General features: G+C 33.6%; 9 protein-coding genes. 4 read left to right on the forward strand and 5 right to left on the reverse strand.

Annotated features, from left to right (window positions below; translation table 11 throughout):
* Positions 1 to 8: 8 nt before the first annotated feature.
* The 4 genes from IPO86_01680 to IPO86_01695 form a co-directional block, all read right to left on the reverse strand.
* Positions 9 to 530 carry a hypothetical protein gene (locus tag IPO86_01680; GenBank protein ID MBK9726806.1) on the reverse strand — a complete coding sequence of 174 codons (522 nt, stop codon included), beginning with the start codon at positions 528 to 530 and terminating at the stop codon, positions 9 to 11.
* Positions 523 to 1,359: a rod shape-determining protein MreC gene (mreC, locus tag IPO86_01685; protein ID MBK9726807.1), complete on the reverse strand. Its 837-nt coding sequence runs from the start codon at positions 1,357 to 1,359 to the stop codon at positions 523 to 525. The genes IPO86_01680 and mreC overlap by 8 nt, the downstream gene beginning before the upstream one ends.
* 60 nt (positions 1,360 to 1,419) lie before the next feature.
* On the reverse strand, positions 1,420 to 2,451 hold the full coding sequence (locus IPO86_01690) for a rod shape-determining protein (GenBank protein ID MBK9726808.1): 1,032 nt from the start codon (positions 2,449 to 2,451) through the stop codon (positions 1,420 to 1,422).
* A gap of 118 nt (positions 2,452 to 2,569) precedes the next feature.
* Positions 2,570 to 3,847, reverse strand: a complete 1,278-nt coding sequence (locus IPO86_01695; GenBank protein ID MBK9726809.1) for an insulinase family protein — start codon at positions 3,845 to 3,847, stop codon at positions 2,570 to 2,572.
* A 143-nt stretch (positions 3,848 to 3,990) separates the two neighbouring features.
* On the opposite strand from IPO86_01695, the gene dnaN reads away from it, so the two are divergent.
* From dnaN to IPO86_01715, 4 genes are all read left to right on the forward strand, one after another.
* Positions 3,991 to 5,106 carry a DNA polymerase III subunit beta gene (dnaN, locus tag IPO86_01700; protein ID MBK9726810.1) on the forward strand — a complete coding sequence of 372 codons (1,116 nt, stop codon included), beginning with the start codon at positions 3,991 to 3,993 and terminating at the stop codon, positions 5,104 to 5,106.
* A gap of 6 nt (positions 5,107 to 5,112) precedes the next feature.
* Positions 5,113 to 5,691 carry a nicotinate-nucleotide adenylyltransferase gene (locus IPO86_01705; GenBank protein MBK9726811.1) on the forward strand — a complete coding sequence of 193 codons (579 nt, stop codon included), beginning with the start codon at positions 5,113 to 5,115 and terminating at the stop codon, positions 5,689 to 5,691.
* A gap of 529 nt (positions 5,692 to 6,220) precedes the next feature.
* Positions 6,221 to 7,090, forward strand: a complete 870-nt coding sequence (locus IPO86_01710; protein MBK9726812.1) for a nuclear transport factor 2 family protein — start codon at positions 6,221 to 6,223, stop codon at positions 7,088 to 7,090.
* Between the two features lie 101 nt (positions 7,091 to 7,191).
* Positions 7,192 to 8,496, forward strand: a complete 1,305-nt coding sequence (locus IPO86_01715) for an ester cyclase (protein MBK9726813.1) — start codon at positions 7,192 to 7,194, stop codon at positions 8,494 to 8,496.
* A 281-nt stretch (positions 8,497 to 8,777) separates the two neighbouring features.
* Here the strand turns inward: IPO86_01715 and IPO86_01720 are convergent, their stop codons facing one another.
* A complete protein-coding gene (locus tag IPO86_01720) occupies positions 8,778 to 13,751 on the reverse strand; it encodes a T9SS type A sorting domain-containing protein (GenBank protein ID MBK9726814.1) in 4,974 nt (1,657 codons plus the stop codon).
* Between the last annotated feature and the right edge of the window lie 203 nt (positions 13,752 to 13,954).

Here is a 13,954-nt window from a genome sequence, read left to right on the forward strand (position 1 = left end):
TTTAATTGTTATGTTTTGAAACTAAAAAATAGTTGTAACAAAAAAATAATAATACTCGAGACAAAAAAGCTAAGCATGGTTTTAATAAATATTTCTCCCGCATAAACAAATGTAAAAATTTCAAGAATAAAGTAAGCAAGGAAAAATACTAATAGCAGAGCACTTGAATATTTTGCAAACCAAACAATTCCTAAATCCCCAATTGTTGGACTCATATCTGTTTGATATCCATTCTTAGGTTCAAATATTCTAACAACTAATGGCCGAAATACTACCATCCATAAACAGGCTCCAGCATGAACGCCTGGTGACATATAAAACAAATCTACAATAAAGCCAACTGAAAAGGCAATGAGTAATACAAAAAATTGAGGTATCTGAAACGGGAGGGTTAAAATTGCAATTTGGTAAATAATAATAAAAATATAATTTTCATTCGCACCCGTAAGATTTATTTCTTTGAGTACAAACACCTGTAAGGCGATATATAAAATAAAACGGATGAAATTTGTAGTTAGGATATTACTCATATCGAACCGATTTTTTTTCTAAGTTTTCCTTTTCTCCTTTATCATGACTTAAGATTACATAAACCTGATCAATATTCGTCATGGACTGACTTAATGCAACATTTATTTTAAAGGTAAAGGAACCTTCTTCAACTTTATACATGTCTACTGTACCAATCAGAAGATTTTTTGGAAAAACGATACTATAACCGCTTGTAACAATGGTATCGCCAAGTCTAACATCTGCATACTTTTGAATCGCTTGCAAGTTCATAATCGATGGATCTTTTCCATTCCAAATAAGGGATCCAAAAAATCCGCAACGTTTTAGTCGGGCACTAATATTTGTATTACTATGTAAAACAGACATCACCAGTGAATAGTTAGAACTGGTATCCGTAACGATTCCAACAATTCCTTTATTTGTAATTACGCCCATTCCTGGTGCAATGTTATGTTTTCCCCCTTTATCCAGGGTAATCATATTATTCCTTTTATCAAGTGCATTGTTAATAACTCTTGCCGGGATCAACTGATATAATTGATCCTCTGATTTATGGTTAATCAGACTGTCTACTTTTTTTTGAGAATTTGAAAATGTATTTATTTGATTACTCCGCAATTTTGCATTTTCAACTGCAATACTATCATAGCGTTCTCTAAGATTAAAATAGCTAATTAAATATTGATATTTGGATTGAATACCGCTGGCCATTAATTGATAGGAATGCAAATAAATTTTTTGTTGATTTTGATTGAATTTTACAATCCAAAACAAACAAAGAGATTGCAAGATCACAAACAAAACCAGAGAACCATTCTGAATAATTATTTTGGCTATTCTCCACATTCCCTTTTGTGTATGCTTAATTTAGAAAAGCGATGTTGCTTTTACTAAACTCGTATAAAACTAAATACTTTTTCGGTCTATCAAGAATGAAAAACGATCTGTGTTTTTTAAGGCAATACCGGTACCTCGTACAACAGCTCTTAAAGGATCCTGGGCTACTATTACTGGTAATTTAGTTTTTAATGAAAGTCGTTTATCAAGTCCTCGCAAGAGTGCTCCGCCTCCCGTAAGATATAATCCCGTGCGATAAATATCGGAGGAAAGTTCCGGAGGTGTCATTTCCAAAGCCTTTAAAACAGCCTCTTCAATTTTCATAATAGATTTATCTAAAGCTTCCGCAGTTTCTTCATATCGTATGATAATTTGCCTTGGAATCCCTGTCATCAAGTCACGACCATTAATTGGGAATGGATCTGGCGGATTTTCTAAGGTTTTTAGTGCTGATCCAATATGAATTTTCATTTGTTCGGCAGTGCGTTCCCCAATCAACATATTGTGTTCCCGACGCATATAATCTATAATATCGCCTGTAAATTCATCACCTGCTACTCTTATGGATTGATCACAAACGATACCAGATAAAGCGATTACTGCGATTTCTGTAGTACCGCCTCCAATATCAATGACCATATTTCCGATTGGTTCTTCTACATCCAATCCAATTCCTAAAGCGGCAGCCATCGGTTCATGAATGAGATAGGTTTCCTTAGAATCTACATGGTCGGCTGAATCAAAAACGGCTCTTTTTTCCACTTCCGTAATGCCAGATGGAATACAAATAACCATTCTAAGATGTGTAAAAAAGCGACGTTTGCTTCCAATCATATTGATCATCCCCTGAATCATGGCTTCAGCAGCTTGGAAATCAGCGATAACACCATCTTTTAAAGGCCGGATCGTTTCAATATTTTTGTGGGTTTTTTCATGCATCTGCATGGCTTTATTACCGACTGCTATTACTTCTCCGGTTTTTTTATCTACGGCAACTATCGACGGTTCGTCAACAACTACTTTATCATCTTGTATTATCAGGGTGTTTGCTGTGCCTAGGTCTACAGCCAGCTCCTGAACAAATAAATTAAATACTTTCATGTACAATAATCGGTCTAGTCAATGAATCAAAAATCAATCCAAATAAGATGGATTCCTTTAAATCGGAACTAAGTTCTAGGGAAAGGTTGCAAAATTACAATAAAACTGCGAATTAAACTCAAGCACCTGCTGTTACTTGGCTCATTTCTTCTATTCTAAGATATTTTTCAGCTAAATTTTTCAAATTATTTGGTTGGACATTCAATATTTCTTCTAATAATTTATGGAATGACTCCGGACTCCCGTATTCGGTTACTAAAACTTTCAGGAAAACCATGGTTTGAAAAGGACCATCCATCATCCGCATAATATTACCACAGAGGTAGTTTTTGACTAAGTTCAACTCTTCATCTGGAATCAACTCTGTTTGAATCCTTTTGATTTCTCCTTTGATGAGTAGAATTGCATCTTCTGCCTGTTCCGGATTTAACTCTGCGCTAATGTAAAAACAACCATCATAAACTTGCGCATCTAATGCAGCATGAATATCGTAGGTATAACCCTTATCTTCTCGTATGTTTTTCATCAGCCTGGATCCAAAATAATCGCCTAATATGGTATTTAGCACATACATCCCATAAAAATCGGGATGTATCTTTTGATGCCATCTCAAGCCCATTTTAAGACTTATCTGAGCACAATTTTCAATAGAAAAATGCTTTTGTTCAGCAGGGCAATAAATATTTGGAAAGACTATACTCTTATTAGCATTTAAATTCCTGAATTGTAAAATAATTTGTTCCAAAAAGCCTTCTATGGCTGGTTTTATATCACCACAATAGAATACATACATAAAATCTGCTACATAGTTTTCTTGTTGATATTTCAATAAATCTTCACGCTGTAAGTCATCAATTAAATGCTGATTGGTATTATAACCATAAATTGAGGAACTGCCATAGATTAAGGAGGTAAATTCCCGATATGAAACATAATCTGGTTCTGTTAACTGATGGTGTAACTGAGATTTTAAAAACAACTTTGCTTTTGCCAAATCAGATTCTCTGTAAGCAGGATTTAAAATAAGATTTGTTATGAATCCTACCAAAAACTCAAAATGCTTTTGAAGACAGCTCATCGAGATCACGGTAAAATCAAGATCTGAATGAATTGTTAAATTCGCCCCATAATAATCTACCGTATCAGCAACCTGTTCCGAACTCAATATCGCAGTACCTTCTTGTAGTTGGTTAGCTGCCATCCTGGAACTCAGCTTCTTATGTTCCGTACACCGCCCATTTCGAAATACTATTTCAAAGGAACTTAAGCCCGGTTTATTGGATTGAATCTGATATAATTGGGCTCCATTATTAAAAGACTTTTTTTCATATGCTGGCAATTTCAATTTTGTCCAATCCAGCTCTACTATTGGAATTTTTAAACCGGATTTACCCATCTTTAATCTTCGAATTTATTGCTAGTTAAAATAAATGTATTTTTGTCCACCATTTAAGATGTAAACATATCAAATGGATACTAAACGCATTGCATAATTATCAATTGTATGCTTTTTAATTTAATTAATAAATAAAGGAGTTCATGAAATTCAGTATTTCTTCAGGTAGTTTGTTAGACAAACTTAATAAAGTTTCATCCGCTTTGGCCTCAAATCCTGTCATTCCAGTGTTAGAAGATTTTCTTATCACCTCGAAAGGAAAGGCTTTAAGTATTACTGCTTCTAACCTTGAATTAACCATTACTACAGAGGTTGAAGCCGAGGTAAGTAAAGGGGGTACCATAGCAATTCCCGGTAAAACTTTATTGGAAACTTTAAAATCATTGGCCGAACAACCCATTTCTATTGAAGTAAATGAAGCCTCTAATGGAATTACAATAACTTCTCAATCAGGTATTTATAAATTAGTTGGAGAAAAAGCCGACGATTTTCCAGAATTGACATTACCAACCAATGAAGATAAAATTACCATTTCTTCAGATCGTTTAATAAATGCCATTGATCGCACTGTCTTTGCTACGAGCAATGATGAAATGAGACAAGCCATGAAGGGTATTTGCCTGAATATTGATTTTAATAGCTTGACATTTGCTGCAACAGATGCCCATAAACTTGTAAAATACAGTTTATTAGATGCAACGAGTGAAGCTTCTTCTACCATTATTTTAACAAAGAAGTCTTTACTAGCGCTTAAATCGATTTTACCAAAAGATGGTGAGATTACTATACATTTTGGAAGATCTAAAGCGTTTTTTAGCTTTGATAATACGATTTTATCGACTCGATTGATAGATGCTAAATATCCGGATTACAATGCAGTTATTCCTACAAATAATCCATTTCAACTACAGGTGAATCGTTTAGAATTGTTATCTGCTATCCGAAGATTAATTGTGTATGCTAATAAATCGACGAATCAGGTAGTCTTTAATATCCAGGATAAAAGTTTAACGATTTCATCTCAAGATCCTGACATGTCAAATGAAGCCACCGAACAATTAACGTGTTCATTCTTAGGTGAACCTATGACGATAGGATTTAATGGAAAATTTTTAGCAGAAATGCTATCTGCCATGGGTAGTGAAAACATAACAATTGAATTATCCCAACCAAATAAACCAGGAATCCTGCTTCCATCAGAACAGGCAAAAGGAGAAAGTTTGTTAATGTTGATTATGCCTATTTTATCAAATTATTAATTTTAAATGAACATTGGATTGTTTTTTGGATCCTTCAATCCAGTTCATACAGGGCATTTAATAATTGCCCAACACATTGCAAACCAAGTAGAAATTGATCAGGTTTGGTTGGTTGTGAGCCCTCACAACCCATTAAAATTAAAATCTACCCTGGCCGCTGATTATGATCGTTTGCATTTGGTAAATCTCGCTTTAGAGGATAATCCTAATATTAAAAGCTGTAGTGTAGAATTTAAATTGCCACAACCTTCTTACACAATAGATACCTTAACTCATTTGAATGAAAAATATCCACAGCATCGCTTTCATTTAATTATGGGAGAAGACAATCTTCAAAGTATAAAAAAATGGAAAAACTATGAATTGATCCTTGCAAATTACCAGATTTATATTTACCGAAGGCCAGATTCGGAGCATACTTCCGAATTTTTTACACATCCCAATATCCGGATTTGTAAAGCCCCATTATTAGAAATTTCATCAACTGCAATCCGCGATTTAATCAAAGAAGGAAAATCTATTCGTTATCTTGTTCCAGATAAAGTATTTGAATATTTAGAAGGAAGCACTTTGTATAAAAAATAAATTACCGATTCATAAAACTTCGTTACTGGGTTCGCAATTTATTACTTTTATATCTACCAAGTTTTATTAACAATTATTTTTAATCCAATATAAAAAACAGGGTAAACCCAGATTGCTCAGATTTAAATTTTCAGAATCCAATCAAAAATGAATGGCTCCGTGCTCGTGACAAACTGTTCGAAATAATAATTTTGAATAATTTTAAATTTCTGCCAAATTAATATTATATAAACCAATGCAATAACTGTTGAATAAGCAATTCAAATCTAACGATAATACAGGAAGTTAAAAATTCAAATTACAAAGTGATACTTACCAGCAGAAAAAAAGTATTCATTGATTTGTTTCCGTTTAAAATGACTTTTTACTGGGATAAAAAGGAGCATTCATAAAAAATAATAATGACCTTAATATTCACAAATTGAAGGTGATTCCACCAGGCAAAAAAAAAAATACTGCTCCCTAAATCCAAAATCATGACCCTCTCGTATGTATCCATATTAGTAAAACAAAATTAATATCATACGAAATGAAAAATCCATTTGTAATTCTTTATCCGATTGCTATAGCAGCAATTATTCATATTAGTTGTAATCAAAAGACAAATCTAAGTCGGGATGAAACAAACATTCGAAAAGCATATGCAGCTTTAGAAAAAAAGGATTTCGCAACATTTGCCAGTCTTTGTTCTGATGATTATAGGGAACTTGGTTTGTCTCCGCAGCCAATCCAAGGAATTCAAGCATGCATTGCCCAATATAAAGTATTTCTGGACGCGTTTCCAGATACGAAATTTGAAATTCAATCTATCACTCCTGCAGGCAAAAATCGCTACTTTCTACAAATTCATATGACAGGAACAAATACTGAAAAATTCTTAATGTTGCCACCAAATGGTAAATCTTATGATGCCTTAGATGTCGATATTATTGAACTTAATGATGCTGGAAAATGCATATCTCATTGGAGTGCAAATGCAGATGCCCCTTTAGATCAAATTGGCTATAGTGCTATAAACAATCCAACTACCGGAATCGCTATGAGTGCTTACGAATATTTCGGTAAAGGAGCCATAAATGCGCTTTTAGAATTATGTTCTAATGATGTAGTTTTCGAAATTCATGATCGCACGCTCGATACTAAACCTCGTTGGTTTAAAGGAAAAGAAGAAGTCGCAAAATTTTTTACCGAACTGAATTCAAAAATAGTGTACTCAAAGTTTGAACCCGTAATGTTTCTTGCAGATGGTGATGATCTTGCAACAAGTGTAGATGTAGAATTCGTCCAAACAGCAACCAAGAAAAAATTTAAAGGAAATTATGCACATCGATTTAAAACCAAAGACGGCAAACTCATCTATTTTAAAGGTATGGATGATATGTGCGAATTAATTCCATAATAAATAGATTGATTTCACTCCATATCAAAGCTTTGGTTGTCATAAACACGAATTTTATAAATAAATTAAATTCTCATTTTAAAAAAAATAAATCATAAAAAATGAAAACAAAAAATGTATTTTTAATTCTCTTAAACCTGTTTGTAATACACAGCATTTCCTTTACACAGGAAAAAAAAGCAGGTAAAATAATTACAGACTATTTCACCTGGGTGGATGCAGGCAAAATTGAAGAAGTTGGAACTTTGCTTACAGAAGATTTTATTGCTACCGCACCATTCTCACCAAATTCCATGGATAAAATGGCTTGGAAAGGAATAGGCCAGGGGTTTAAAACTGCATTTCCAGACATGAAACATGAAATCATCGATTGGTTTGCAGATGAGAATAAAGTTGCTGTTAAAGGAATCTTCAAAGGCACGAATTTAGGGAGTATGATGGGGAATCCTCCTACCGGTGGAAAAGTTGCTGTTGCATTTAATTCATACTTTGAATTGAATGGGAATGGGAAAATCAAAATGATAAACATCCAATTTAATATGAAAGAATTTGAAATGCAATTACTTGCTAATGTACCAGATCTTAAAATAATAAATGAGAAAACAGTACGGGATTTATTTCAAGTAATGGATGGCGGTCAAACCAATCTGTTTTCAAACTATTGCAGCCTAGACTTTAAAATTAGCAATCCTTTTCTTCCTGCACCTTCACCAATACAGGCATTTCAATCGATAATACAAGCTCAAAAAGCTGGTTTTCCTGATATGAAACATGAAATCTTAAAAATAATTTCTGATACTTATCATGTTACTACATTTGGAAATTTCATCGGTACAAATACTGGAAGCATGATGGGTAACCAAGCAACTGGAAATAAAGTCAAAGTTGCTTTTCTAGTATTAGATGAAATGGATGGTCACGGTAAAATTAAAAACCGAAACGTACAATTTGATTCCAAAGCATTTGAAGCACAATTAATGGCAGGTATAAATCCAAATGCCCAAATTGAAAAATCATTTTTGCAAATGTTTGAAGCAGCCGATAGAGCAGATACAGCAAGTTTTATTAGTTATTGGAGTATGAAAGCGAAAAACTATTTTGCAGGAATCGAAAACTCCAATGAAGATTTCAAAAATAGATTATTATCATTTAAAAAAGGATTTCCAGATGTAAAAAGAACAATTGATGAAATTCAAATTAATAATAATAAAATTTCAGTCCGCGGTTGGTTGTCTGGAACGAATAAAGGTTCATTTATGGGAAGACCTGCAACAAATAATAAAATAAAGGTTTCCTGGTTAGGACTTTATCATTTAAATTCTAATGGAAAAATTGAATCCGGTTGGGTTGAATTTGATACAGCAACACTTGAAAAGCAATTGATGCAAAAAACTAAAAATAATTAATTGCACTTTTATTCAAAATTTTATATTGACTTCGAAATAACAGTACTAAAATTAAATTAAAAAGGGGTTTAAGCCCCTTTTTATTTAATAAAAACTTATATGACATAAAACTTTTCGTTTGACAATTTCAATTACTAAAGAGTTTATTTAAAATAGTCTCAATAAACTCTTTGTAACATATTGATTATCAATATACTTATAACGGTTTTACCAACTATTTTTGAGTATTAGACCTAAAATTCAACAATATCCCTTCGTATTCATGCTTATAAAAAGCATTTTTACATTTTTACAAATCGCTGCTTATAAGGTCTCCGGTTATTATTCTTAAATTCAACAATGTAAATTCCAGAAGTAAATTGACTTACATCCAAATTAATGAATGCTTGATCTTTGATTTCAATTTGCTGAAGTTTGTTTCCTTGCAAATCTAAAATCTGTATCAATCCATTTTTTGGTAATTCTTGCGTGCCAAAAAATATTTGAACTTGATCTGCAGCTGGATTTGGCCTGATGTAAAATTCCACTTCATGATTTATATCTTTATTAGAAGTTAAGCACTTCCATCGATTTATAAACCCTTCACCTGCAGCATACAATTCACAAGTAATTGTTCCACAGGAATCATATGTTTCTAAAGATCTTACTACTTTCTGCAAATGATTTGTTGTAAACCAATTCGTTCCATTCCATTCTGCTACCCCATTTATGAATTGATTTCCAACTTGCGAAAATTCACCTCCTACATATAATTTATTATTGTATTTTATGAAATCATTTACAGCCTCCGTAGAATTTTGAAAATCACCACCTGAAACAGGCAACCAATTTACACCATTCCAATGCGCTATATGTTGCGTCATGGGTACATTATCAGCATTTAAAAAATGGCCTCCAACAAACAATTCGTTATTAAAAACATACTGTGCATTGACTCCATTATAGGGTACATTATTGACCAGATTAATACCACTTGCCAAATTGTTCCAAATGGTTCCATTCCATCTCGAAATATTGAGATGTGGTAAGGTAAATGTTCCAGCAGCATATATTTGATTATTGAATTGTCGAAGTGTATAAATCGGTCCGTTAAAACTCGAATTAAAATTTGAATTTATCCATGAAGATCCATTCCACGCTGCAATATTATTCGTTGAGATGTTTGCAGTCTGTCCTGCAGTCTGAAAGGAACCACCAACCACTAAACCATTTAAGGTACTTAATAAACTTCCAACAAAAACAGAGCCCGTGCCAGTTACCCCATTATCCAAATGAGCCCAGTTACTTCCATTCCAAGCTGCAATATTATTTACATTGGTTAGTGTACCAGCTGCCGTAAATTGTCCACCGACATATAAAATTCCATTATGCACAGCTAAGCTTCTAACCGTTCCATTTACACCTTGATTTAAGGCTGTCCAATTTGTTCCATCCCAAGCAGCTATATTATTAACGATTGTATTTCCAATTTGCAAAAATTGTCCGGCTACGATTAATTTACATTGAAAAACTGCCATATCATATACCTGCGTTACACCACTTGCAATAGCTTGCCAAGCCATGTTTCCAGATACACACGAACTTTGATTACAGAGCGTATCCTGGGATTGCGGACAATCAAAACTATAATAAAAACTACAGGTATCTTTTAACCCACCACTATTGATAAAATAATGGATGGTAATAGTATAAACTGTTGAACCTGACACACAAAAACTTCCAGGGTTTATTGAACCCGCAGGAATAAATCCGTTGTTGGGATTTATATAAAAATCAGTCGGCCCATTGGAAACAATTGTATAACCATTCGTAGCTTGTACATTTGTAAAGCTTCCTGCACTTAATAAAACTTGAATATTTGTAAAACAATTTTGTGTTGGTACAATTCCTTTAAGTTCATAACAACAAAGTCCTGGCAAGGCAGATGTTTGATTTACAAAACTTTTAAGGGAATCACAGGTACATGTTTTTGGAATCGATGGACAGTCAAAGGTGTATTTAAATTGACAGGTATCTGTCACGCCATTATTATTGTAATAGTATGTTACAGTAATAATATAAAACGTAGATCCTGTAACACAAAAATTTGCTGGCATAATCGGTCCGGATGGTATACTCCCTGAATTGTGATTCAAGCTAAAATTTTGAAGTCCACTGGATATTGCATTCCAACCAGATCCTGCTTGTATATTTGAAAAACTTCCGGAATTCAAGGAGACTTTAATTTGTGTATAACAATTTGAGCTTGGCACATTTCCTTGTAAAGCATAGCAACATAATCCTGGAATTACAGATGTTTGTATAACACTATTCTTTAAAGAGTCACAACTACAGGTTTTTGGAATAGACGGACAATCAAATGAATATTTAAATGAACAGGTGTCTAGTGCTCCATTATTGTTGTAATAATAAATTATAGTAATACTATATAAACTTGCACCCTTCACACAAAATTCTGCAGGATTTATAGGTCCTATTGGAATATTTCCTGGATTGTGATTCAAATAAAAATTCTGTGGGCTATTGGTAATTACATTCCATCCATTTCCAGGTAAAATATTTGAAAAACTTCCTGCACTCAGGACTACCTGAATTTCCGTAAAACAATTTGCTGAAGGAATATTTCCCTGCATTTTGTAACAACAGGTACCCGGGATTGCTGAAGTTTGGAGCAGTGTATTCTTTAGTGAATCACAATTACAATTTGAGGGTGGTTGCGGGCAATCAAAACTATATTTAAACAAACAAGTATCTGAAAGTCCACCATTATTAAAATAATAAATTAAAGTTATTGTATAAAAACCAGATCCCGTTACACAAAATGAAGCTGGGGTAATAAATCCTGATGGAATGAAACCTGCATTTGGAATCAAATTAAAGTCTTGCGAATTATTAATACTAACATTATAACCAGCATTCGCAACAATATTTGTAAATGTCCCTGAACTTAAGAGTACTTGTATTTTTGTATAACAATTTCCAGTGGGTACATTTCCTGTAATATTATAACAACACTTTCCTGGAACGGTAGATTTAGGGATTACAAAACTTTTAAGAGAATCACAGGTACATGCAGGTGGAGGCTTCGGACATTCTCTTATAAATTTCTTTTGACAAGAATCTAGTTTCATTCCATTTGCATCTATAAAATCAACCGTTATTGTAAACGGATTCACAGCACTTGTTACGCAAAATGTGCCAGGATTTATAGATCCAGGCGGCACGAAGATTCCATTTGGAATAAAACAAAATCCGCTCGGTGTAATGCTACTTGTCCATCCTGCATTTGGAATGATATTACTAAAGTTGCCGGAGTTGGTTTTAAAACAAATTTGTGTAAAACAATTTGATTTAGAATTTGTAGCTCGAAAATCATAACAGCAAGCTGGTTGGGGTCCAAAAGACAAAAGTTGTGCTGTTAAAGAATCACAACAAGTTGGAATTGGGTTCGTTCCACCCGGACAATCAAAAATAAATTTAAATACACAACTATCTGTGCCTTGTGTTGTATTGAAATAATAAAGTATCGTTACGATGACCGGATTATTTGCAACAGTCACACAAAAACTACCTGGTTGACTTTGTCCTTTCGGTATAAAACCAGATACGTGTGTTAGACTAAAATCTTTGGGCCCACCAGGAATTAAATTAAATCCCTGACTCGAATTTGCAGTTACATTATTAAAGCTTCCTGAGCTTAACAACACTTTTATTTTGTTAAAATTATTGGGTATTGGATTATCCGTTTGAATATTAAAACAGCAAAATGCAGGAAGCGTATGTTGCTTTTCGAGGTATGTTATTAATGAATCGCATTTAGCGGGTCTTGGAGCTTGTGGGCAATCAAAAATATACGAAAAAGTACAGGTATCTTTCAATCCAGATTTTGTAAAAAAATAGCGCACACTGATCGTATAATTCGAAGCACCATTTACACAAAAGTTACCGGCATTAAAATTTCCTGGTGGAATAAATCCGGAATTATGTGAAAATTGTAGAATCTGAAATCCTGGTTGAGAAACTGACCAACCTTGATTTGTGTTTGCATTCACATTTGCAAAACTACCTGAACTTAAGTGAACCTGAATGGAAGTAAAACACGTTGATGAGGATACATCGCCAAGTACATCATAACAACAAGCTTGTGGAGATGAACGATTTGGCTTTATCTGATTTTTTGTAAATGAATTGCAAGCACATTCCTTAGATATCACGCATATGGTATCAATACATCGACTTATACAAGAGCCTTCCTGAACCCCAAGTTGTATTGGAAAGCATCCTGGTAGATTATAAATCACCCACAAACTATCGGTTCCAGAAAAATGCAAAGGAATTAAATTACCGATGTCAATTATCCAATCGAATTTGGTGTTTGGTCCACCATTCCCGGTATAATATATTAATGCAGTATCACCTACTGTAATCGTATCAGGAAATTTAAATGAACATGTTAAATTACATCGGAAATTTACACATACTGTATCAATACAATGTCTGTCTGAAATGACCGCACAATAACAGCCATCCTGAGGCGGTGCAAAACATTGACTTGTCGATAAAACAGTGGTTGTATTACATGCAAACCAATGATAAGTTAAATTTGGTGGTGATGCACATAATTCATTATGGATTTGATCTACGGTTGCATTTATTGGAAGATTTACCAGAACCGATTCTTTACTAATTAAATTTGTATTTGTACAAAATTGATCGGCCAAATTAGTCAATTGGTAAACGGTATTTACAACCGGACAAACCTGCAAAGAAAAATTAGGAATGTTACTTGTGTGTCTGGTGCTTACATTATTTGCAAGAATTTCAAATGAAAATGGGCCAGTTCCTGTAAATGCAATACTAAGCGTCGTACAATTTCCACGACAGATAGTATCTTCCAAGCGATTGAAACTTCCGGTTGGAATTGGAAAAACTTCTATTTGGACAGCACATGTTTCCGGAGCTTGACCTGGTTCTTGCCAAATAACTTGAATGGAACATAAACCAGGTGATAAAAAACAAGCAATATGTGGATTTTTTTGATCCGGGTTGGATATGGTTCCACAGCTTATTGACCAGGAATACGTTGCAACATCAGAGCCTGGTCCAATGTATTCAATGTTCTGGCAATCGCCAACACACGCACTGCTGATTCCTGAAATACAATTCGTTTGTCCAGTTAAAACAATACTGGTACTTAAAAAAATAATAAAACGTAAAATAAAATAAAGACTGTGTCTCATCATAGATTTTCTCATGATAGGGTTCATTAAAGTGAAAGAAAAAGCTTGACGAGGTGTTATAGATTCATTACAAATATAGTATAATTTTCCAAAATACCCAGAAAAGGAAAAAGCAAAATTGCCATTTTCCAAGTTTTTACTTTAATAAGGTATGATTTGATTAGCCAAAATAATAATTTTAAAAATCAATTTTTCGGGATCATACTTCACAACACCCA

The organism is Saprospiraceae bacterium (assembly GCA_016717265.1).
Lineage (GTDB): Bacteria > Bacteroidota > Bacteroidia > Chitinophagales > Saprospiraceae > Vicinibacter.

Coding starts and splice junctions, on each gene's coding strand:
- IPO86_01715 (MBK9726813.1), top strand. CDS start 7,192: ATGAAAACAAAAAATGTATTTTTAATTCTCTTAAACCTGTTTGTAATA.
- mreC (MBK9726807.1), bottom strand. CDS start 1,359: ATGTGGAGAATAGCCAAAATAATTATTCAGAATGGTTCTCTGGTTTTG.
- dnaN (MBK9726810.1), top strand. CDS start 3,991: ATGAAATTCAGTATTTCTTCAGGTAGTTTGTTAGACAAACTTAATAAA.
- IPO86_01680 (MBK9726806.1), bottom strand. CDS start 530: ATGAGTAATATCCTAACTACAAATTTCATCCGTTTTATTTTATATATC.
- IPO86_01720 (MBK9726814.1), bottom strand. CDS start 13,751: ATGAGAAAATCTATGATGAGACACAGTCTTTATTTTATTTTACGTTTT.
- IPO86_01695 (MBK9726809.1), bottom strand. CDS start 3,847: ATGGGTAAATCCGGTTTAAAAATTCCAATAGTAGAGCTGGATTGGACA.
- IPO86_01710 (MBK9726812.1), top strand. CDS start 6,221: ATGAAAAATCCATTTGTAATTCTTTATCCGATTGCTATAGCAGCAATT.
- IPO86_01705 (MBK9726811.1), top strand. CDS start 5,113: ATGAACATTGGATTGTTTTTTGGATCCTTCAATCCAGTTCATACAGGG.
- IPO86_01690 (MBK9726808.1), bottom strand. CDS start 2,451: ATGAAAGTATTTAATTTATTTGTTCAGGAGCTGGCTGTAGACCTAGGC.